This window comes from Shinella sp. GW835-FHT14H05, from assembly GCF_058793575.1.
The window spans coordinates 80,287-100,823 of record NZ_JBXAFY010000016.1; the positions used below are offsets into that span (position 1 = coordinate 80,287).

Genomic DNA, 20,537 nt, shown 5'->3' on the forward strand with positions numbered 1-20,537 from the left:
GGTTCAGGCAGTCTCTCGGGCGCCCCGCGCCGCGACCAGCAGGGCGACGGTGGCGAGGATGAGCGACGCCAGGATGAGCAGCGTCGCGATGGCGTTCAGCTCCGGCGAGGTGCCGGCGCGGATCAGCGAGAAGATGTACACGGGAAGCGTCGTCGAGCCGCCGGTCGACAGCAGGTTCGAGGTGATGAAGTCGTCCATCGAGATCAGGAAGGCGAGCATCGCCCCGGAAAACACACCGGGGAAGATCAGCGGCAGCGTGACGCGGCGGAAGGTCGTCCAGCGGTCGGCGTAGAGGTCGGCGCTTGCCTCTTCGAGATCCAGCGACATGCCTTGCAGGCGGGCGCGGATCGGCAGGAAGGCGAAGGGCGTGCAGAAGGCGGAGTGCGCGATGGTGAGGCGCAGCATGCCGTTCTGCACGTCGATCAGCGAGAAGAGGATGAGGGTGGCGACCGCCAGCACGATTTCCGGCAGGAGCAGCGGCAGGTTGACCACGGTTTCGGAGAGTTTGCGGAAGCGCACATTCTTGCCGCGGATGATGGCGAGCGCTGCGGACAGCGCGATCAGCGTGGAGACGGTGGTGGCGATGGCGGCGACGATCAGCGAGGTTTCGAGCGCGTTCATCAGCGCCGCATTGTTCAGCGCGGAGGCGTACCATTGCGTCGAAAACCCCGTCCAGACGCCGGCAACCCGGTTGGCGTTGAAGGAATAGACGACGATGACGGCGAGGGGCGCGTAGAGATAGACGAAGAACAGCGCGGTGAGCGGGCCGAGGCCGGGATAGCGCTTGACATCGTGGTGGAGGCTCATTGGGCGGCCTCCCTGCGGGCGGCGCGCAGCGCCGTGAAGACCAGGAAGAGCATGACGAGCGCCATCAGGGCCATGGCGATCGCCGCGCCAAACGGCCAGTTGCGGCCGCCGCCGAATTGCAGCTGGATCAGCGTGCCCATCATCATCTCCTTGCCGCCGCCCATCAGCGAGGGCTCCAGCACGGCGCCGAGCGAGGGCACGAAGACGAGGATGGCGCCGGCGACGATGCCGGGTGCGGTCAGCGGCAGGATGACCCGGCGCAGCGTCACCCAGCGGTTGCCGTAGAGGTCGTGCGAGGCTTCGATCAGCGTGCCGTCCAGTTTCTCGATGGAGGCGAAGACCGGCAGCACCATCAGCGGCATGTAGGTGTAAACCATCGCCGTCAGCGTCGCGCCGTCGTTGAACATGAAGCTCATACCGGCGGGGAAACCGAGGAATTCCAGAGCTTTCGGCAGCGTGCCGTCCTTGCCGAGGATGATCATCCAGGCGTAGACGCGCAGGATCATCGAGACCCAGAAGGGCAGCGTCACGAGATAGACGAGGATGGCCTTGCGGCCCGGCGGCTGGCGGGAGATGAAATAGGCGACCGGCACGGCGAAGGCGAGGCAGATCAGCGTGGTGGCCCCTGCGAGCAGGAAAGTGCGGAAGATGATCAGCAGATATTGCGGGGTGAATTCCAGTTCGCCCGTCCAGCCCTCGTTCCAGAGGATCTGGCGGTAGCCGGCAAGGTTGAAATCCCAGGCGAAGCCGCCATGGGCGCCGCGCGTGGCGACGGAGACGGCGGCGATGATGGCGATGGGCAGGATCAGCGCGAAACCCATCAGCAGCCAGGACGGCAGCAGGCCCCAGAAGGAAAGGTCATGCCAGAAGCGGGCGCGGGGGGCGCTGTCCGTTCCGGCGGGGGCGTGGAGGATGGTGTCGGTCATGCCGCCAGCACCCGGGCGGAGCCGGCGACGAAACCCACCGGAACGGTGGCGCCGAGCGGGATCGTGTCGCCTTCGCGGGATGCATTGCGGCGGGAGGCGCGCAGCTCCGTGCCGGCGACGTCGAGCGTGTAATGGGTGTAGCCGCCCATATAGTTCTTGTTGGTGATGCGGCCTTCGAAGGTGATGCCTTGGGCCTGATCGCCGAGATTGATCTTTTCCGGCCGGACGGAAAGGGTCGCACGCCCCTTGGCGGGATGGCCGGGTGCTGGCACGGTGATTGCCATGCCGAAGGGCGTGCGGATGGTCGCCTGACCGGCGACGGTTTCCAGCACCTCCACATCGAGAAAGTTGGTCTCGCCGACAAAATCGGCGACGAAGCGGTTGACCGGCTCCTCGTAGATCTCCGTCGGCGTGCCGATCTGCTGCACCTCGCCACCGCCGAGCACGGCGATGCGGTCCGACATGTCGAGCGCCTCTTCCTGGTCATGGGTGACGAAGACGAAGGTGATGCCGGTGTCGCGTTGCAGGGTGCGCAGCTCGTCGCGCATCGCCTGGCGCAGCTTCAGGTCGAGGGCGGAAAGCGGCTCGTCGAGCAGCAGCACTTCCGGCTCGGGCGCCAGCGCGCGGGCGAGCGCGATGCGCTGGCGCTGGCCGCCGGAAAGCTGGGCGGGTTTGCGCCTGGCCATCGCCGACATGTGCACGCGCTCCAGCATCTCGCCGACGCGGTTTTTGATGCGCGCCTTGTCCCAGCCGAGGTTTTCCAGGCCATAGGCGACGTTCTGCTCCAGCGTCATATGCGGGAAGAGGGCGTAGCTCTGGAACACCGTGTTGACGCGGCGCTTGTGCGGCGGGATGTCGACGACCTCCCGGCCGTTGAGCAGGATCGAGCCGCTGTTCGGGCTTTCGAAGCCGGCCAGCATGCGCAGCAGCGTGGTCTTGCCGCAGCCGGAGGGGCCGAGCATCGTGAAGAACTCATTGCCGCCAATGTCGAAGCTGACGGAATTCAGCGCCTGATAGGTCCCGAAACTTTTCGAGACCGATTTCACTTCGATGGCCTTGCTCATGACCCGTTCCTCATGCCGGTTCGAGTTGGGTGACTTCGCGGCGGAAGGGCAGGGCATCGCCGATGTCGGGCGTGTCGAGTTCCCGCGCATAGCGATGGCCGGCATAGGTCGCCCAGGCGATGGGCGCGGGCGCCGCGGCATCGCCGATGATCTTTACGCTCTTGATGCCGGCATCCGCCCAGTCGCCTTGGCGGGCGAGAAGATCGTTGTAGAGCGCATCTTCCGAAAGCCGCGAGGCGACCATGAGGACGGCGTCGCAGGCGATGGCCTTGCGGCGGCCGGTATAGGTGCAGTTCGTCTCGACCTCGCCGGCGCGGATGGCGGTGACGCCGCGGTTGAGGCGGATGTCGACGCCGAGATCGTCGAGGCGCACATGGATCGCACCCTGTTCCAGCGTGTTGCGCGTCCAGTCGGAAACGTAGGCGGAGGGCGTGACGAGGATGACCTTGGCGCCGGCCTTGGCCATCACCTCGGCCATGACGCCGCCCATGTAATAGTGGTCGTCATCATAGACCACGACGGTTTTTCCCGCGAGGTTTTCCGGGTGGACCTTGCCCATGATGTCGTCCGGCGTCCAGATCGTCATCGCGGGATCGATCGGCATGGGCACGACATGCTGGCGGGCGACGCCGTCGCGGCGCCAGTGCGAGCCGGTGGCGATGGCGACATGTTCGAAGCCGAAGGCGAGCACGTCCTCGGCGGTGAGCCGGCTGTCGAAATAGGTTTCGACATTGGTGCGCTGGCTGATCTGGTACTGGCGGTAATCGACGACGCGGCCCCAGGCGGAGAGACCAGGCAGCAGGCGTTCGCGGGCGACACGGCCGCCGAGCGTTGTGGTAGCTTCGGCGAGCGTCACGTCGTAGCCACGCAGTGCCAGCGCGCGGGTGGCCTCCAGTCCGGCGGGGCCGGCGCCGACGACGAGCACGGTCTGGCTATCGCCCTTCTCGTTCATGCGCTCCGGATGCCAGCCCTTGCGCCATTCCTCCATGAAGGTCGGGTTCTGCGTGCAGCGGCTGATCGACATGGTCATGTCGCCGGTTATGCACATGTTGCAGCCGATGCATTCGCGGATGTCCTCGATGCGGCCTTCCTCGATTTTCTTCGGCAGGAAGGGATCGGCGATGGAGGGGCGCGCGCAGCCGATGAAATCCAGAATGCCCTGGCGGATCATGCGCGCCATCACATCCGGCGAGGTGAAGCGGCCGACGCCGACGACGGGGCGGGTCGAGAGTTCGCGGATGCCCTTGACCAGGATTTCCTGCGCGCCCTCCTCCTTGAAGCGCGAGGGGCCGGAACAGTCTTCCCAGGCGCCATGCGCGAGGTCCCAGAGGTCGGGCAGGTCGGCGTTCATCTCGACGAATTCGCGCACCTCGGCATTGGAGAAGCCGAGCTCGCCGATCGTCTCGTCCAGGCTGACGCGCATGGTGATCGCCATCGTGTCGCCGACCGCGTCGCGGATATCGGCCACCACCTCGCGGGCGAAGCGCGAGCGGTTTTCGAGGCTGCCGCCGTATTCGTCGGTGCGCTGGTTAGTGGCGCGCGACAGGAAGTGCTGGAAAATGCCGAAGCCGTGCGCGCCGTAGAGACAGATCAGGTCGAAGCCGGCGATTTTCGAGCGCTTCGCCGCGTTGACGAACCAGCGGCGCAGGTCGCGGATATCGGCGCGGTCGAGCGCGCGGGCCTGCACCGGGTCGTTGGTGAAGGTGCGGATCGGCAGCGCGGAGGGGGCGAGCGGCACTTCCTTGGTGTAGAAATTCGGGCCGTTGATGCCGGAATAGGCGAGCTGGATGCCGGCGAGCGCCCCGTGCACCTTCATGGCATCGGACATGCGGCGAAGGCCGGGAATGTCCTTGTCCTCCCACAGGCGCAGCTCGATGAAGGGCGTGATTTCCGAGGTGTGGTGCATCTCGGTCTGCTCGGTGAAGATGACGCCCCAGCCGCCCTCCGACTTGATGCCGCGCATGGCGGCAGCCGCGGAGGGATCGCGGTAACCGCCGCCGTTGCAATGCGGCACCTGGTAGAACCGGTTCTTCGCGACGTGCGGGCCGATCGCGAGGGGTTCGAACAGGATATCGTATTTGGCGTCGCGCATGGCAGTCCTCGGGGTTTTACAGGGCCTATTGGATTGGGCGAAGGGGTCTTGGTAAATGACGCGTTCCGGAAACAGGGATTAGGTTCAGACTAATCAAGGGCTTCCGTGTGGTTGCGCCAGATTTCAATCCTGGCGCGAAGGACCGGCCGCACAAAGACGGCCGGAAAATTCTCTCGTCTTTTCAAGTCGTTGCGGCGAGGCGGATGCCGATTCCCGATCGCGTCTTACCACGCTTTCGGGAACCATTGCCTTATATGCTCAAGCCATAGGCAGGGCCGTGCCGTCGGGCGGGCAGGTGCCTAGTATTTGACCCACACAGTTTTGAGCGCGCAATACTTGTCAAAGCTGTGCAGCGAGAGGTCGCGGCCGAAACCGGACTGTTTCATGCCGCCGAACGGCGTCATGGCGGAGAGGGCGTCGACGGTGTTGACCGAGACCGTGCCGGCATTCAGCCGGTCGGACACGGAGAGCGCCCGCGACAGGTCCCGCGTCCAGACCGAAGCGGCGAGGCCGTATTCGCTGTCATTGGCGATACGAAGCGCCTCCTCGTCCTGGTCGAAGGGCGTGATGGCGAGCACGGGGCCGAAGATTTCCTCCCGCGCAATGCGGGCGTCGGCAGGCACGTCGTTGAAGATCGTCGGCTGGATGTAGCAGTCCGAGCCGTCGCGCGTCTCGCGCTCGCCACCATGGGCGAGGCGGGCTTCCGTGCGGCCGATGTCGATATAGCCCGCCACGCGGTCGGCATGGGTCTTTTCCACCAGCGGCCCCATGCGGGTTGCCGGGTCCAGCGGGTCGCCGAGCGGCCAGGCGGCGGTGGCCGCGATCAGCTTTTGCGTGAACTCCTCCTGCACGGAGCGGTGCACCAGCAGGCGGGAATTGGCGGAGCAGACTTCGCCCGAATTGAACAGGATGCCGAAGGCCGCCATCTCGGCCGCCTTGTCCAGATCGGCGTCAGCGAAGATCAGGTTGGGGGACTTGCCGCCGGTCTCCAGCCACACCTGCTTCATGTTGCTCTCCCCGGCGTACGTCATGAAGAGCTTGCCGACCTTGGTGGAGCCGGTGAAGACCAGCGCATCGACATCCGGATGCAGGCCGAGCGCGCGGCCGGCATCCTCGCCGAAGCCGGGCACGACGTTGAGCACGCCGTCCGGCAGGCCTGCCTCAGAGGCGAGTTCCGCCAGCATCAGGGCGGAAAGCGGCGATTGCTCGGCGGGCTTCAGCACCACGGAATTGCCGGTGGCGAGCGCCGGCGCGAGCTTCCAGGTCGCCATGTCGAGCGGGAAATTCCATGGCACGACGGCGCCGATGACGCCGAGCGGCACGCGCCGGATCAGCGCGAGGTCGCCGCGTCCGGTCGGCGCGATCTCGTCGTAGAGCTTGTCGATGGCTTCCGCATGCCACTGGAAGAAATGCGCGGAGCCGGGCGCATCGATCGTCGTGCTGTCGCTGATCGGCTTGCCCATGTCGAGCGTGTCGAGCAGCGCCAGTTCCGGCACGTTCTCGCGGATGAGGGCGGCAAGGCGCAGCAGCACCTCCTTGCGCTCGGCCGGCGATTTTCCCGACCAGCGGCCATCGTTGAAGGCGCGCCGCGCCGAGGTGACCGCGGCGTCGATATCCTCCGCCGTGCCGCGCGCGACCGCGGTCAGCACCTGCGCATTGGCCGGGTTCACCGTCTCGAACCGCCCGCCCTTCGCCGCCTCGCGAAAGCCGCCATCGATATAGAGGCCGTTGCGAAATTTGAGGCTCGCGGCGCGGCTGCGCCAATCGGTCGTGGTCATGAAATGCCTTTCTGTTCCGGGGTGTCGCCGGCGGAAACCGGCAGGTCCATGCCCATGCCGAGGATCTTTTCGCCGCAGAAATCGATGAAGCGCCGCACCGTCAGCGGCGGGCTTGCGCCGCGCATGGCGATGATGCCCATGCGCATGGGCCGCAGGTTGCCGTTGAGCGAGACGAAGGAGAGTTTTCCGCCATCCAGCGCATAGGTGGAGACCGGCCTTATATTGGCGATGGAATAGCCGAAGCGGTTGGCGACCATCGCCCGCATCACCGACATGTCGCGCGTGCGCTCGACGATATGCGGCGTCAACCCCGCCTCTCGGAAGAGCGAGAGGAAATAGGCCGAGCTGTAGGGCAGGTCGAGCAGGATCATCGGGTGGGGTGCCAGGTCCTCCACCGTCACGTCGCTGCGGCCCGCCAGCGGATGCTCCTCGTGCAGCACGGCATAGGGCGGCAGCACGGCGAGTTCGTGAAACTCCATGTCGGCGGGAATGTCGAGATCGTAGGAGAGCGCGATGTCGAAGCGCGCCATTCGCAGGCCTTCGAGGATGCGCGCATGGTCGCGCTCGTACTGGAAGAAATCGACATCCGGATAGGTATCGGAAAAGGCGCGGCGAAGCGAGGGGATGACGGCCTGCGCGAAGGTAACGAGGCAGGCGACATGCAGCGGCCCGCGGATCTGTCCAGTCAGTTCGTTGGAGAGCGCATTGAGTTTCGCCGCCTCGCCGAGAATCTGGCGGGCCTGCTCGACGAAGATGCGCCCGGCTTGGGTCAGCGACAGGCCATGCGCATGGCGGCGGACGAAGAGCGTGATGCCGAATTCGCGTTCCAGCTGGGAGATCGCGGCGGAAACGGAGGGCGCGGACACGTTCACCCGCTCGGCGGCTTCCGTGACCGAGCCGTACTCCCCGACCGCGACGAGATATTCCAGTTGCCGAAGCGTGAAGCGCAAGACCATGTCCGTATCCTTGTTGAGCCGCCAATTAAGGAACAGATTCATGCGCGGGGAAAGGGCAGCATCGCTGCCGGAGGACGGAAAGGCAGGGACCTCGCGTGGATCTGGGTTGCGGATCATGGTCAACTCGCTTCCTGCTTGCGGCATGCCACGCCCCGGCGGCCCGGGACGCAGCTCGATAGGAGGACCGTCAGGCGCTCTTGCTGGAGCGGCTCGATTGCCCTTCGGCGATGTAGCCTGCGAGATAATCCGCATCGTGCCAGCAGCCCCAGATGAAAGACGAGGCGCGGCGCGACAGCCAGGGCAGGCCGACGAAATAGAGGCCCGGCACCTTCGAGACGCCGCGCTCATGCACCGGCCGGCCCTTCTCGTCGAAGGCGTCGAGTTTTGCCCAGCCGAAATCCTGCGCATAACCGATCGCCCAGATGATCGCGGTGATGCCGGCCGCCTTCAGGTCGAGCGCCAGGATCGGGTCGGTCACGCAGGCCGGGTCCGGCTCCATCCGGCGGGCGTCCGGCTCTTCCGGCAGGTCGAGGCCCTGCTGTTTGGCATAGGCGTCGGCCTGGTCGAGCAGCGAAAGATAGTTGGCATCACCCAGCGCGATGTTTTTCGCGAGGTCCGGGGCAAAACGCAGCTTGCCGCCCTCGAATGTCTCCGCCCGGCCGAGCAGCGTCATGCCGCGCGCGCCGAGGCGGCGGAAATCGACGGTATTGCCGCCATAGGCGCCGGAAACGGCGATCGTCACATGTTCGGTGTTGGGGGCGGGCACCTTCAGGTCCCAGATGCCGAGCGCGCCCAGCCACCAGACGAAATCCTTGCCGCGATAGCGCCGCGGCGGCCGGTCGTGCGGGCCGATAGAGAGGTAGACGCTCTTACCGGAGCGCAACAGCTCGTCGGCGATCTGCGTGCCGGAGGAACCGGCGCCGACCACCAGCACCGCGCCCTCCGGAAGCTGCGCGGGGTTGCGATAGGCATGCGAATGGATCTGCATGATGCCCGTTTCCGCCGGCACGACGGTGGGGATGATCGGCCGCTGGAAGGCGCCGGTGGCGGCGACCACGTTCCTCGCCTCGATTGCGCCCTGCGACGTCTCCACGCGAAAAACGTCGCCGTCCTTCACCACCGATTTCACCTCGACGCCACAGCGGATCGGCGCCTTGATCTGTTCGGCATAGGCGACGAAATAGTCGGCGACCTTTTCCTTCGGCGCGAACTCGTCCGGCTGGTAGTCGTCGAAATTCATGCCGGGAAAACGGTCGTGCCATACGGGGCCGTTCGCCACCAGCGAATCCCAGCGCGCGGTGCGCCAGCTTTCGGCGATGCGGTTCTTCTCCAGCACGAGATGCGGGACGCCGCGTTTGCCGAGATGTTCGCTCATCGCCACCCCGGCCTGGCCGGCGCCGATGACGAGCGTATCCACTTTTTCCACTGACATGCCGGCGTCCTTTTCGCTTTACCAGGGTGTTCAGCCCGCGCGGCTGATGCATGACCACAGGTGTAAAGCACGCCGGAAATGCTCGACATGAGCGTTTGCTTCAGCGCTGATTAGGTCGCGGCTAAAGCGATCTCCGAAAAAGCAGCGACCGGCCTCTCGCGGGACCGGTCGCTTCGTTGGATTCCAGCGCTTACTTCGCCGGGTTCGGGCCGATCCGCTTTCCGTGGTGCACGCGCTCCTCGCCCTTGTGGACCATGGTCACGGCATAATCGATGCCCATGCCATAGGCGCCGGAATGTTCCTTCACCAGGCTAGTGACGGCGTCATAGGTTTCCTTGTGCGCCCAGTCGCGCTGCCATTCCAGCAGCACCTGCTGCCAGGTCACTGGGACGACGCCGGCCTGCACCATGCGGTCCATGGCATATTTGTGGGCGTCGACGGAGGTGCCGCCCGAGGCATCCGCCACCATGTAGATCTCGTAGTCGGTGTCATGCATGGCCGACAGCGCGAAGGTGGTGTTGCAGACTTCCGTCCAGAGGCCGGAAACGACGATCTTCTTGCGGCCGTTCGCAGCGTTCTTCGCCAGCGCGTCGCGCACGTTCTGGTCGTCCCAGGAGTTCATCGAGGTGCGCTCGAGAATGTCGTTTTCCGGGAAGACGGCAAGCAGTTCGGGATAGGTGTGGCCGGAAAACGAGCCGGTCTCGACCGTGGTGATGGTGGTCGGGATGTCGAAGATCCTGCCCGCCTTGGCAAGGCCGACGACATTGTTCTTCAGCGTCTGGCGGTCGATCGACTGCACGCCGAAGGCCATCTGCGGCTGCTGGTCGATGAAGATGAGCTGGCTGTTCTTCGGGGTCAGGACTTCGAGTTTGCCGGACATGGTGTTCTCCTCTCTCGGGTTGGTGCGCCGTGGCGCCGCTGTCTATGGAGATGAAGCTACCGGAGTTGATTGGCCCGCGGAATTGCAATAATAATTCCGATTGAATTGCGATTTTTGGAATAATCGAGATGAACGACACCAAGGCCCTGCGCATCTTCCTCCTCGCCGCCGAAAAGCGCAACTTCGCCCAGGTGGCGCGCGAGCTCGACATGGCGCCCGCCGCCATCACCCGGGCGATCGCGGCACTCGAAGAAGACCTCGGCATCCAGCTTTTCGTGCGCACGACGCGGCAGGTGTCGCTGACGACGGACGGCGCGATCTTCGCCGCCCAGGTGCAGCCGGCCATGCAGGCGCTGGAGACGGCGCGCAAGGACGTGATCAACGCCAACAAGGCGGACCAGGGGCGGCTTCGGATCAGCGCGCCGACCTGGTTCGGCAAGACCGCGCTGCCGGGCGTGCTCTCGGGTTTCCGCACGCTCTACCCGAAGATCAATTTCGAGATTTCGCTCGCCGACGGCTTCGTCAACATCCTCGACCAGGATTTCGACCTCGCCATCCGCATCTCGGCCGCCCCCTCCGACAAGTTCACCATCTGGCGCAAGGTCTGCCTGATCCGCCGCGTGCTGGTCGCCGCCCCCGGCAGCCGCTTTGCGGGCATGGCGCATCCGGGCGAACTGACGCCCGACGCGTGCCTCGCCTATAACGGCGAGAGCCGGCGCGAGGCCTGGCTTCTGACGGACGGCAGCGCCAGCGTGGAAATCTCCGCCGGCCGCGCCTTCAGCGCCAACAATGGCGACCTGCTCGCCGACATGGCGGCGGAAGGGGCGGGCGTGGCGCTGCTGCCGCATTTCCACATCGCCGAGCACCTGGCAACCGGCCGGCTGGTGCATGTCTTCCCGCAATGGTCGCCGCCCGACCTGTGGCTGACCCTCTACTACCCGCCCTACCAGGCGCTGCCACCCCGCATCGCCACCTTCTCGAAATATTTCGAAGAGCGCGTCCCGGCCCTCATGGATGCGTTGCAATAGGAAGGCGGGGCGCGGTGCCGGCTATCTTGCCAGCCAGTTTTCCACATCGAGGCCCCGGATGCGGCTGAATTCGCGGGTGTTATCGGTCACCAATGTCAGATTGAGCGCCTGGGCGTGAGCGGCGATCAGCAAATCGTTGAGACCGATGATTTGCCCGGCCATCTCCAATTCCGCGCGGATGACGCCATATCCGGCATCGACCGGCACATCCAGCGGCAGAACCGGAATCGTCCCGAGCACGCCCTCGACCTTTTCGAGCAGCCTGGCCGAGCCCTTCTTCGCGCAACCGTAGCGCAGTTCGGCCGCGACGACGATGCTGGTGCAGATGTCCCGCGGCCCGACCTCTTCAATACGCCGCGCCGCCGGCCCGAACGGGTTGCGGATGATGTCGCTGATGATGTTGGTGTCGAGCATATAGCCGCTCAAAAGATATCCTCGGGCTTTGCGGGCATATCCTCGATATCCGGGAACTGGTCCTCCGGCCCGAGCGGCGCTTCCTTCTTCCATTGGGCCAGCAGTTCCACGATGTTGGCCGGCCCGGTGACAGGCTCGATGATGAGTTTCATGCCCTCGCGACGAATCAACACGCGATCCCCCGGCAACTCGAATTCCACGGGAATCCGCACCGCCTGGCTGCGGTTGTTGCGAAACAGCTTGGCCTCTTTGGGCTTCGATGAGGGTGATCGGATGGGCATGCGTTGGCTCCCATGTATATGCAATATGTATATGCCGACCGCGGGCGCGTCAAGCCGGCGGGCTTTGCGCCATACGCTCCAGACTGGTCGCGAGTACGCCGAGGAAGAGCGCGAAGAAGCCGCGCGGCGTCTGCGGGTCGGCCTGCCTGTCGCCATAGGTCTCGGCGAGAAAGCGGTAGGCGTGCAGGTTTTCGGGCGGAATGTAGGTGGGCGCCTGCGCTGGCGACTGGCGCAGGGAGTACCAGTCGACCACGAGATCCAGCAGCGGCCGGGCCTGCATCCAGGCGGCATCGACACCGGATTCCGCCGCCTTAGCCTCCAGCGCCGTGCCTGCCATCAGCAGGCCGAGATCCCACAGCGTCATTTGCCGCGCGCGCTCCGCCATTTCCGGCGGCCATTCCTTCGGCAGGAAACGCTCCAGCACCAGCGGGCGCATGTGGCGATGGAGGAAGGTGCCGTAGTCTGGCGCCGCCATTGCCGGGTCCGGCGCGAGGCCGGCGCGGGCGTGTTCGGCGCGGTAGAGCGCGAGGAGATCGGCATCGAGCGGCTCTTCGGCGAGCGACACGCTCTCCACCACCGGTGCGGCGCCTTCCACATGCACAACGACGAAGCCGGCCGGGAAGGCGACGAGCGAGGGCACGGCGATATTGGTGAGGCCAGCGAGGCGGGTACGGGCCTCGACATGCAGGTGGCCGCTGAAATGCAGCCGCAGGCCGGCCCCGGCGAGCGTCTCCGCCACCACGGGGCGCGGCGTGCGTTTCGCCACATTGGTCTCGCCGAACAGCCGGCGCTCGGTTTGCGCATCGTCCTCGAACGGATCGACCGCCGGATAATGCGAGAGGGCGAGCAGCTGCTTGCCCCCGCTTTCGGCCCTCGCCGCGACGTCGGCGATCCAGTCGATGAGATAGGGTTTGACCCGCAAAAGCGCGTTCCAGCCGGCATCCGAACTGTCGATGAAGGCCTTTTTCCGGGAGATATCGCGACCGCCATTGCGCGGCTCGAAGACATTGGCGTCGATCATCAGCAGCCAGAGGCCCGCCTCCGGCTCGACCAGATAGGAGGCGTCCATCAGCCGGCGCACGGTCTTTCCGTCGGCGGAAAAGAGGTCGTGTTCGCGCGCGGCCGCGTCGTCGCTCTCACCGAAGGGCGTTTCCCAGTGCAGGTATTCCGGGCGGCGGAAATAGCCGAAATCGCGCATCGGCATGAGGCCTGCCGGAATGCCCTCGCAATACATTTTTGGCGTGACGATCGGCTGGCCGGGATCGTCGGCGGCCTTTTCGGCGTCGCTCGTCACCAGCGTCGTGCCGCCCGTGGCGTCGACATAGCGGGTGTCGCGGTGCTTGCCGAGCGGGCCGAAGACGTCGTGATTGCCGGGCGTGGCATAGAAGGCGAGGCCGTGGCGGTCGCGGTAGCTTTCGAGCAGGCGCACCAGGCTCGCCACCGTCTCGCGCTGGCCGTCGTCGCTATAATCGCCGAGCAGCACGACATGGCGGATGCCGCGCGCGACGATGCGGTCGAGCGCGGCCGGCAGGGCGGCGAAACTCTCGTTGAACACGCGGGTCGAGCCGGCGGTATCGGCCCAGCTGCGCAGCGTCAGCCTGCGGCCGCCCACCGTGATGCCCGCGAAATCGTAGTCGCCCTCGATGTCGTGGAAATGGGCATCCGCGATGACGGCGACGGCCGGCATGGCGTCACGGCCTTCTGCGGTAGAGGAAATAGCGGTCGTTATCGACGCTCGCGGGCAGCGGCAGCGGTTCGAGGGCCGCATGATCGAGCGGCAGGCCGCTGACGGCGATGCCGCCCGTGCCGAGCGCCTGCGCGACGATGCCGGGCAGCCAGGTCAGCGTGATCGCGTCCTTGTCCTCGTAGCCGGTGCCGATATCGGCATGAACGAGGGCCGCGCCCGTGCCGGCATAGGCCTTTGCCGTCTCGGCGATCTCGCCGAGCACCAGGTCTTCGGCCGGCGGCGCAGAGGATGTATGCGCGCCAAAAGCCCGGTCGAAGGCGACGATGCGCCGGCCGGGGAATTTTTCGCGCAGGTGATCGAAGGTGCGGCCGTTCCCGAGCCCGATTTCCAGAATGGCGCCGGTGGCGGGCAGCGGCAGGCTCTCGCGCACATGATCGATGACGTCGCGCTGGGCGGACATGCGGCGGATAAAACTTTCCAGACGGCTCATGGATATCAGGCCTTGATGATCGTATCGGCGGCAATGCCGCGCCGGGCGAAGACGTTGCGGGTGTCGACGATGAGCGCGCTCCAGTCGGCAAGCGCGGCATAGTCGACGCCGTCATGGTCGGTGGCGATCAGCACGGCATCGAAGGCGCGGATTTCCGCCTCGCTCCAGGCGACCGAGGGCCGGCCCTTGAAGGCGCCATATTCGCGGGTCGGTGGGATTTCCGGCACATGCGGGTCGTAATAGCTCGCCGAGCCGCCGCGCTCCTCGATCAACTCGATCAGCTTCAGCGAGGGGCTTTCGCGAATATCCGGCACGTTCTTCTTGTAGGCGAGGCCGATCACCAGCACTTTCGAACGGCTGAGCGCCTTGCCCTGCCGCCGGTCGAGCGCTTCGGCGAGTTTCTCCACCACATGGCGCGGCATGGCGGAGTTGATCTCGCCGGCAAGCTCGATGAAGCGGGTCGGCAGTTCATAGGCGCGCGATGCCCAGGTGAGGTAGAAGGGATCGATCGGGATGCAATGGCCGCCGAGACCGGGGCCCGGATAGAAGGGCATGTAGCCGAAAGGTTTCGAGCTTGCCGCGTCGATCACCTCCCAGATGTCGACGCCCATGGCCTCGTAGATCACCTTGAGCTCGTTCACCAGCGCGATGTTGACGGCGCGGAAGACGTTTTCGGTGAGTTTTACGGCCTCCGCCGTGGCGGTGGAGGAGACCGGCACGACGGTCTTCACCACCGCGCCGTAGAAGGCGACGACCAGCGCCTGCGCTTCCGCACCGTCGCCGGCGACGACCTTGGGGATGGTCGAGGTCTGGAACTGGCGGTTGCCGGGGTCCTCGCGCTCCGGCGAGAAGCCGAGGAAGAAATCAGCGCCGGATTTCAGCCCGCCGGCCTCCAGCGTGCGACGCACGAGGCCGTCGGTGGTGCCGGGATAGGTGGTCGATTCCAGCACGATAAGCTGGCCGGGGCGAAGCGTGCGCGCGATGTCGCGGCAGGTTTTTTCGACGAAACTCATGTCGGGATCGCGGTGGCGGGTGAGCGGCGTCGGCACGCAGATGGCGATGACGTCGCAATCGCCGAGCCGGCCGAAATCGCTCGTCGCGTCAAAACGGCCGGCGCGGTGCTCCTCGGCAAGGATCTCGCTGGAAACGGCCTCGATATAGCTTTTGCCCGCATCGATCGCGACGATCTTGCCGGGGTCGATGTCGAAGCCGAGGACGGTGAAGCCGGCGCGCGCGACGGTGATGGCGAGCGGCAGGCCGACATAACCGAGGCCGATGATGCCGATGCGCGCCTCGCGGGATTGGATGCGCGCAAGCAGCGTCTCGTGGGAAGGCAAGGCTGTTGGCATCGGCACTCCGCGCACATATACAAGACCGGCGTGTTCAGATGGGAGAGTTTGGCCGGCCTGTCAAGTCTCGCCCATCCGCCGCCGAAACCAGCGCAACGAGTCCATGAAGATCGCATTCTACGCCCCGCTGAAGTCGCCGGAACATGCCGTTCCCTCGGGAGACCGGCTGATGGCGCGCCAGATTGTCGAATGCCTGAAACGCGCCGGCCATGAGGTAACGCTCGCCTCCGGGCTGCGCGCCTTCCTCGGGGATTGTGCGGATGAAGCCGGTTATGCGCGGCTCAAGGCGGAGGCGGCGGCGGAGATCGCCCGGCTTTCGGCGCTGTGGCAGGGCGAGGGCGCGCCGGACCTGTGGTTCTGCTACCACCCCTATTACAAGGCGCCGGACCTGATCGGCCCCGCGCTCTGCCAAGCTTTCGGCCTGCCCTATGTGACGGCCGAGGCCTCCTATTCGCCGCGCCGCAATCTCGGCATCTGGCGCGAGATGCAGGCCGGCGTGCTGGAGACGGTGCGCGGCGCGGCCGTCAATATCGGCCTCACCGCCCGCGACCGCGCGGGCCTTACGGATGCCGCCCCGGATGCGGCGATCGCCGCGTTGAAACCCTTCATCGACGAGGGGCTTTTTACCGCGCAAGCGGCACAGCCGGAGCCTTGCCGCCTCGTCACGGTCGCCATGATGCGCGCCGGCGACAAGCTGGCGAGTTTTCGCGCGCTCGCGGAAGGCCTGAGCCGCATGACGGACGTGCCCTGGCGCCTCTCCGTGGTGGGCGATGGGCCGTTGCGCGCGGAGGTGCAAGCGCTCTTTGCCGGGTTTGGGGAAGGGCGGATCGACTGGCTGGGGCAGCGGGAGCGGGCGGAGGTGGCGGATATCCTGTCGAAGGGTGCGCTCTATGTCTGGCCGGGCTGCGGCGAGGCCTATGGGCTTGCCTATCTGGAGGCGCAGGCCGCCGGGTTGCCGGTCGTCGCCTTCGCGACGGCGGGGGTGCCGGAGGTCGTCGAACACGGCGAAACTGGCCACCTGACCGAACCGGGCGATGCCGCCGCCTATGCGGCGGCGATTGCGGCCCTGCTTGGCGATGAAGCGGAGCGCAGCCGCATGGCGAAAAATGCGCGCGCCCGTGTTATCGCGGAGCATTCCCTGCCGGCCGCCGCAACGGCGCTCGATGCCATCCTGCGCCAATCCGTCGGAGAGAAGAGATGACGCTGCCCGCAATCGCACAACCCCTGCTCGACGAAATCGCCCGCCGGGCCGATAGCGGCAAGCCGCTGCGCCTGTGGCTGCGCGACGACGATGCCATCGAGCCGACCGCCGCGCTCGACCACCTGATGGCGCTGACGGCCGCGCATGACGTGCCGGTCCTGCTCGCCGCCATTCCGGCTTGCACCGGGCAGGCGCTGGCCGATCGCCTTGCGGGCGAAAGCCGCGTCTCAGTGGCGGTGCATGGCTGGGCGCACAAAAGTTATGCGGGAGCGGGCGAGAAGAACCAGGAACTCGGCGACCATCGGCCGGCGCAAGAGGTTCTTCGCGAACTGGGCGAGGGGTTTGGAAAGCTGTCAGCACTGCATGCCGGCCGCTTCGTGCCGATGCTCGTGCCGCCATGGAACCGCATCGCCCCATCCGTCACAGCCGGCCTGCCGGGCATCGCCTTTCGGGCACTGTCGGTCTTCGGCCCGGAAAAGCCGGCGCCGCTTAAAATGCTGAACACCCATGTCGACATTATCGACTGGCGCGGCACGCGTGGCGGGCGGGAAGCGGCAGCGGTGATCGCCGATCTGGTACGGGTCTCGCAGGCACAGGAGGGGCCGATCGGGCTGCTCACCCATCATCTGGTGCATGATCAAGCGGCGTGGGATGTGATGGCGCTGGTGTTCGAAGCGACCGCTGCTGGAGCCGATTGCGGCTGGTTCGGCGTTGACGATCTGCTCACGGAAATATGAGCTCGCGTTAACCTTATCCCCTTGTTTCCGCCGCATTTCGCCGGCATTTCTTCGCCCACGCAAACAGGCGGATTCGCGAACGAATGCAGTCGATCGGCAAGACTACTGGAAACGCAAACGCCCGCCGAAAGGCGGGCGACACCGGACAGGTTGTCGTCGGAAGAGGAAGCGCTGAAGACGCCTTCAGTGGCTGTGGGCAAGCCGCTGGCCGACCACACGCATGGTTTCGGCCATGCTGCGCGGGCAGGTCGAGAGGACCTTCAGGAAGCAGTCCTTGCTGATGCGCAGGGCCTCGACGGCCGTTGAGGCCTTCACCGTGGCATTGCGCGCCGTGCCGCAGAGGATGGCGATTTCGCCAACGACCGAACAGCAGCCGGCGGAGGCAATTTTCTCGTCTCCGGAAGGGCCTGCCTTGTAGACGTCGACGACGCCCGACAGCACGACATAGGCAGCATCGCCTTCGTCGCCCTGATGGAAGAGTTCTTGGCCTTCACGGTAGCAGACGCGGTTGGAGGCAAATGCGAGCAACTTGAGCTTTGCCGCATCAATCCCCGAGAAGAGCGGAACCCGTCGTAGCATCTGTACTTCGTCGTTCAGGATCATAATAGTCAACCGCCTCGATTTCGGCTACTCGATCAATTCTCACCAGTCATGCTATCAGTTGCTTGTATACCGTACCGCTTTCGACAATCGTGTCGTAGGCTCCGTCTTCCACCAATGTTCCGCCATCAAAAGCAAGCACTCTTTTAAAGTGTTTTGCAAGCGGGGTATTTGACAAAACCCAGACGACAGCCGGATTATCACCGCTCTTGGCCAGGAACGCAAGTGCTGCCTCCACGATGTGCTCCTGGAGGTGGTGGTCCAACCCCGAGAGCGGCCGGTTGAAGATGTAATAATCCGACCGGCGGATGAGGGCCCGTGCCAGGCTGAGCTTCAGCCGCTGCAAGTTGTTCAACCGCCGTCCGCCTGCCCCGACATTCGACTCGAGCCCGAGCGCCATCAGCGCGCGGTAAAGCTCGGGCCTTTTCCTGAGCAGGTCTCCGCCGATCTCTCTCAACTTCGGAACAGCATCGCTATAACGATGGTTAAGCTTGCCGAAGACGATATTGTCGACCAGCGTTCCTGACGTCAGATAAGCATTCGGGTCGTAACGTTCAATATAGCCCTGAAGTTCCGGCGGCAGGTTTGCATGGAACTGGTGGCGCACTTCTACGATCTTGCGCATCAGCGCCTCGTCGAGCACGCCGAAACGGTGCCGCGGCTCGACATAGAAGAACGAGAGGCGGATGAGCGCGATGCGGTCCTCGTCGCTCGGCGTGGCATTGTGTCGCAGGCGCTGAAGCAGGTGTTGATAGGTCGGGATCTCGTCGCCCCGCATATAGGTGAGCTGCTCGAAGAACGGATGGTCGGGCGGCAGGTCCTTGAAGAGTTCCACCGTGCTTTCGGCAATACCCTGGCCCATCTTGAACAGCGCGTCGCCGAGCCCGCTTTCGCGCATGATGTTGCGGAAATACGGCGTCTTGACGATCGCCCGCGTGGAGGCCTTCGGGTCCGGCATCATGCCGAAGAACAGGTTTTCGGCGACCGGCGCCTCGGTGTTGTAGGCGTCCTCCTCGAAGGGGATGACGAGATTGTTCATGTCGCGGCGGTTGAGCTCTTCGCGCAGGTCACGACGCAGGGCGACGATCTCGGCGGCGACGGCGGGTGCCACCTCGGCATCGGCCGGCAGCGTCGAGTGCAGCGCGAGCTGCAGCACGTCGTCGGAAAGCTCCACGATATCGAGCACCGCCATCATCGAGCCGAAGAGCCCGGCCGAGCCGTTGGCATGCAGCGTCGTGAGGTCGATCCAGTTGCCCTTGAGGTCGAAATCCGGATTGCCGGAGCGCTGCGCCTCCAGCACGTCCCATTTGCGCTGGTCGGAGGCCGCGCCCTTGTAGGCGGCGGGCTCAACGGGCGCATGCTTGACGCCGTAGAGCAGGTTGTCCTCCAGGCTGCCATGGAAGAAATAGGCATCCGGCGAGGCATAGGAGATGCGCCGGCCCGTCACGGATTCCGGCAGCGCATAGAGGTCGTCGTCGCCGGCCGTCACCTTGCCGCCGGCCGGCCAGATGATGCGGCCGAGCGCTTCGGCCAGCCTGTCGCCGCCGCTCGCCGCCGTGCCGATGATGGCGACGGTCTCGCCGGGCGATATCTTGACGGAGACGTGCTCCAGCACGCGCCCGCCGATATCGTCTTCCAGCACCAGGTTGGTGGCGCTGAGCGGGTGGTTCAGCATGGTGCCGTTCGCCGCGTTGAGGGCCTGGATTTCCGGTTCGATCAGGTTGTCGGCATCGAACTGCTCGACGACCTGCTCGTATTTCACCTGCACGTCCTGGCGCACCAGCTCCCAGTCGATCAGCTCTTTCAGCGGGCCGGGCAGTTCCTTGTAGGCGTTGATGACCGCCACCAACTGGCCGACGTCGAGCTTGCCGACGATCGTGAGGTAGCCGCCGATGCAATAGAACAGGAAGGGCGTGAGCTGGGCGAGGAAGTTGTTGAGGAATTTGACCAGGAACTTCCACTGGTAGATGTCGTAGCGGATGCGGAAGATGTGGCCGAGGCGGGCGGCGATGTCGGCGCGCTCGTAGTTGGAGGTGTCGTAGGCGTGGATCGTGCCGATGCCGTCGACGATCTCGGCGACGCGGCCGGCAAGCTGGCGGGCGGTGATCTGGCGCTCGCGGCCAAGCTCGATCAGGCGGCGGCGCATGCGCGGGATGATGCCGACCTGGATCATGGCCATGGCAAAGGCGATGAAGCCCAGCCAGAAATGCTGGATGAAGATGAAGATCAGCGCTGTCAGCGCCTGGCCGCCGAGAAGGGCCGGCTGCACGAAGGCATCCGCGGTGAAGCCGCCGAGCGGTTCCACCTCGTCCTTGACCATGGAGGAGACTTCGCCGGCCTTGACGTGCTTGAAATATTTCGGCGGGAACCGGAGGATGCGGTCGACCAGCTCATAGCGGATGCGGCGCAGGAGCCGCTCGCCGAGGCGACCCTTGTAGGTATTGATGTAATATTTGAACAGGCCGTTGATGATGACGAGCACGAGGAACGTCAGGCTGAGCGCGAGCAGCGACGGCATGCGCTCCAGAGGCAGGCCGCCATAAAGCTCGACATGTCCCCAGAACGGAATATCGAAGCTGATCGGCATGAACAGCTCGGTATCGCCCGGCTGGTCGAAGCCGCTCCCCTGGATCGGGCCGTTGACGATCTGCTTGGGCAGGTCGAAGGCGAGATAATAAGGGATCATGGACAGGGCGACGATCAGCAGGATGAAGAGCTGCTGCGGCCGGGTGTGGTCCCAAATATATCGGGCGAGACTTTTTTCCATGGGAGACTTCTATGCGCGTGAACGGCGGCTGTCCGTATGAAGATTATA

At 65.2% G+C, this 20,537-nt stretch carries 18 protein-coding genes; 3 read left to right on the forward strand and 15 right to left on the reverse strand.

The features are described 5' to 3' along the window. Positions 1-3 precede the first annotated feature (3 nt). The 8 genes from AC1Q6Z_RS29805 to AC1Q6Z_RS29840 all read right to left on the reverse strand — a co-directional run bounded on the left by AC1Q6Z_RS29805 (position 4) and on the right by AC1Q6Z_RS29840 (position 9,935). Positions 4-807 (reverse strand): ABC transporter permease, encoded by an 804-nt coding sequence (locus AC1Q6Z_RS29805; RefSeq protein ID WP_256119249.1) that lies wholly within the window; start codon positions 805-807, stop codon positions 4-6. After that, the gene (locus AC1Q6Z_RS29810) at positions 804-1,733 is read right to left on the reverse strand and encodes an ABC transporter permease (protein WP_492650128.1); all 930 of its coding nucleotides are present in this window, start codon (positions 1,731-1,733) and stop codon (positions 804-806) included. The genes AC1Q6Z_RS29805 and AC1Q6Z_RS29810 overlap by 4 nt, the downstream gene beginning before the upstream one ends. Further along, complete coding sequence (locus AC1Q6Z_RS29815) at positions 1,730-2,797, reverse strand: ABC transporter ATP-binding protein (protein WP_492650129.1); 1,068 nt, start codon at positions 2,795-2,797, stop codon at positions 1,730-1,732. Before AC1Q6Z_RS29815 ends, AC1Q6Z_RS29810 begins: the two co-directional genes overlap by 4 nt. Before the next feature lie 10 nt (positions 2,798-2,807). Next, positions 2,808-4,889 carry an oxidoreductase gene (locus tag AC1Q6Z_RS29820; protein WP_492650130.1) on the reverse strand — a complete coding sequence of 694 codons (2,082 nt, stop codon included), beginning with the start codon at positions 4,887-4,889 and terminating at the stop codon, positions 2,808-2,810. Positions 4,890-5,188: 299 nt separating this feature from the next. After that, complete coding sequence (locus tag AC1Q6Z_RS29825) at positions 5,189-6,667, reverse strand: aldehyde dehydrogenase (protein ID WP_492650131.1); 1,479 nt, start codon at positions 6,665-6,667, stop codon at positions 5,189-5,191. After that, a complete protein-coding gene (locus AC1Q6Z_RS29830; protein ID WP_492650132.1) occupies positions 6,664-7,623 on the reverse strand; it encodes a LysR family transcriptional regulator in 960 nt (319 codons plus the stop codon). The genes AC1Q6Z_RS29825 and AC1Q6Z_RS29830 overlap by 4 nt, the downstream gene beginning before the upstream one ends. Before the next feature lie 187 nt (positions 7,624-7,810). Then, positions 7,811-9,055: a flavin-containing monooxygenase gene (locus AC1Q6Z_RS29835; RefSeq protein ID WP_492650133.1), complete on the reverse strand. Its 1,245-nt coding sequence runs from the start codon at positions 9,053-9,055 to the stop codon at positions 7,811-7,813. Between the two features lie 190 nt (positions 9,056-9,245). Continuing rightward, entirely contained in the window at positions 9,246-9,935 is a 690-nt protein-coding gene (locus AC1Q6Z_RS29840) for a hydrolase (protein ID WP_439629290.1), read from the reverse strand. Between the two features lie 128 nt (positions 9,936-10,063). Between AC1Q6Z_RS29840 and AC1Q6Z_RS29845 the strand changes: the two genes are divergently transcribed. Then, positions 10,064-10,963, forward strand: coding sequence for a LysR family transcriptional regulator (locus AC1Q6Z_RS29845; protein WP_256119241.1), 900 nt, complete (start codon positions 10,064-10,066; stop codon positions 10,961-10,963). 21 nt (positions 10,964-10,984) lie between these two features. On the opposite strand, the gene AC1Q6Z_RS29850 is transcribed toward AC1Q6Z_RS29845, so the two are convergent. The 5 genes from AC1Q6Z_RS29850 to AC1Q6Z_RS29870 are packed head-to-tail and all read right to left on the reverse strand — an operon-like array spanning position 10,985 to position 15,184. Further along, positions 10,985-11,389, reverse strand: coding sequence for a type II toxin-antitoxin system VapC family toxin (locus tag AC1Q6Z_RS29850; protein ID WP_492650134.1), 405 nt, complete (start codon positions 11,387-11,389; stop codon positions 10,985-10,987). After that, entirely contained in the window at positions 11,386-11,658 is a 273-nt protein-coding gene (locus AC1Q6Z_RS29855; RefSeq protein WP_327509050.1) for an antitoxin, read from the reverse strand. Before AC1Q6Z_RS29855 ends, AC1Q6Z_RS29850 begins: the two co-directional genes overlap by 4 nt. Before the next feature lie 49 nt (positions 11,659-11,707). Continuing rightward, positions 11,708-13,345 carry a metallophosphoesterase family protein gene (locus AC1Q6Z_RS29860; protein ID WP_492650135.1) on the reverse strand — a complete coding sequence of 546 codons (1,638 nt, stop codon included), beginning with the start codon at positions 13,343-13,345 and terminating at the stop codon, positions 11,708-11,710. 4 nt (positions 13,346-13,349) lie between these two features. Further along, on the reverse strand, positions 13,350-13,835 hold the full coding sequence (locus AC1Q6Z_RS29865; protein WP_439629296.1) for a class I SAM-dependent methyltransferase: 486 nt from the start codon (positions 13,833-13,835) through the stop codon (positions 13,350-13,352). Between the two features lie 5 nt (positions 13,836-13,840). Next, positions 13,841-15,184, reverse strand: a complete 1,344-nt coding sequence (locus tag AC1Q6Z_RS29870; RefSeq protein WP_492650136.1) for a nucleotide sugar dehydrogenase — start codon at positions 15,182-15,184, stop codon at positions 13,841-13,843. A gap of 103 nt (positions 15,185-15,287) precedes the next feature. Between AC1Q6Z_RS29870 and AC1Q6Z_RS29875 the strand changes: the two genes are divergently transcribed. Both AC1Q6Z_RS29875 and AC1Q6Z_RS29880 read left to right on the forward strand, forming a co-directional pair. Then, positions 15,288-16,385 (forward strand): glycosyltransferase family 4 protein, encoded by a 1,098-nt coding sequence (locus AC1Q6Z_RS29875; RefSeq protein WP_492650137.1) that lies wholly within the window; start codon positions 15,288-15,290, stop codon positions 16,383-16,385. After that, positions 16,382-17,122, forward strand: coding sequence for a polysaccharide deacetylase family protein (locus AC1Q6Z_RS29880; RefSeq protein ID WP_492650138.1), 741 nt, complete (start codon positions 16,382-16,384; stop codon positions 17,120-17,122). Before AC1Q6Z_RS29875 ends, AC1Q6Z_RS29880 begins: the two co-directional genes overlap by 4 nt. A gap of 183 nt (positions 17,123-17,305) precedes the next feature. On the opposite strand, the gene AC1Q6Z_RS29885 is transcribed toward AC1Q6Z_RS29880, so the two are convergent. Further along, the gene (locus AC1Q6Z_RS29885) at positions 17,306-17,725 is read right to left on the reverse strand and encodes a cyclic nucleotide-binding domain-containing protein (protein ID WP_256119233.1); all 420 of its coding nucleotides are present in this window, start codon (positions 17,723-17,725) and stop codon (positions 17,306-17,308) included. Between the two features lie 46 nt (positions 17,726-17,771). Next, entirely contained in the window at positions 17,772-20,489 is a 2,718-nt protein-coding gene (locus tag AC1Q6Z_RS29890) for an ABC transporter transmembrane domain-containing protein (RefSeq protein ID WP_492650139.1), read from the reverse strand. Between the last annotated feature and the right edge of the window lie 48 nt (positions 20,490-20,537).

Excerpts from the sequence above, each read along its gene's own strand:
- AC1Q6Z_RS29805 (WP_256119249.1), bottom strand. The coding sequence starts at position 807 with ATGAGCCTCCACCACGATGTCAAGCGCTATCCCGGCCTCGGCCCGCTC.
- AC1Q6Z_RS29810 (WP_492650128.1), bottom strand. The coding sequence starts at position 1,733 with ATGACCGACACCATCCTCCACGCCCCCGCCGGAACGGACAGCGCCCCC.
- AC1Q6Z_RS29815 (WP_492650129.1), bottom strand. The coding sequence starts at position 2,797 with ATGAGCAAGGCCATCGAAGTGAAATCGGTCTCGAAAAGTTTCGGGACC.
- AC1Q6Z_RS29820 (WP_492650130.1), bottom strand. The coding sequence starts at position 4,889 with ATGCGCGACGCCAAATACGATATCCTGTTCGAACCCCTCGCGATCGGC.
- AC1Q6Z_RS29825 (WP_492650131.1), bottom strand. The coding sequence starts at position 6,667 with ATGACCACGACCGATTGGCGCAGCCGCGCCGCGAGCCTCAAATTTCGC.
- AC1Q6Z_RS29830 (WP_492650132.1), bottom strand. The coding sequence starts at position 7,623 with ATGGTCTTGCGCTTCACGCTTCGGCAACTGGAATATCTCGTCGCGGTC.
- AC1Q6Z_RS29835 (WP_492650133.1), bottom strand. The coding sequence starts at position 9,055 with ATGTCAGTGGAAAAAGTGGATACGCTCGTCATCGGCGCCGGCCAGGCC.
- AC1Q6Z_RS29840 (WP_439629290.1), bottom strand. The coding sequence starts at position 9,935 with ATGTCCGGCAAACTCGAAGTCCTGACCCCGAAGAACAGCCAGCTCATC.
- AC1Q6Z_RS29845 (WP_256119241.1), top strand. The coding sequence starts at position 10,064 with ATGAACGACACCAAGGCCCTGCGCATCTTCCTCCTCGCCGCCGAAAAG.
- AC1Q6Z_RS29855 (WP_327509050.1), bottom strand. The coding sequence starts at position 11,658 with ATGCCCATCCGATCACCCTCATCGAAGCCCAAAGAGGCCAAGCTGTTT.
- AC1Q6Z_RS29860 (WP_492650135.1), bottom strand. The coding sequence starts at position 13,345 with ATGCCGGCCGTCGCCGTCATCGCGGATGCCCATTTCCACGACATCGAG.
- AC1Q6Z_RS29865 (WP_439629296.1), bottom strand. The coding sequence starts at position 13,835 with ATGAGCCGTCTGGAAAGTTTTATCCGCCGCATGTCCGCCCAGCGCGAC.
- AC1Q6Z_RS29870 (WP_492650136.1), bottom strand. The coding sequence starts at position 15,184 with ATGCCAACAGCCTTGCCTTCCCACGAGACGCTGCTTGCGCGCATCCAA.
- AC1Q6Z_RS29875 (WP_492650137.1), top strand. The coding sequence starts at position 15,288 with ATGAAGATCGCATTCTACGCCCCGCTGAAGTCGCCGGAACATGCCGTT.
- AC1Q6Z_RS29880 (WP_492650138.1), top strand. The coding sequence starts at position 16,382 with ATGACGCTGCCCGCAATCGCACAACCCCTGCTCGACGAAATCGCCCGC.
- AC1Q6Z_RS29885 (WP_256119233.1), bottom strand. The coding sequence starts at position 17,725 with ATGATCCTGAACGACGAAGTACAGATGCTACGACGGGTTCCGCTCTTC.
- AC1Q6Z_RS29890 (WP_492650139.1), bottom strand. The coding sequence starts at position 20,489 with ATGGAAAAAAGTCTCGCCCGATATATTTGGGACCACACCCGGCCGCAG.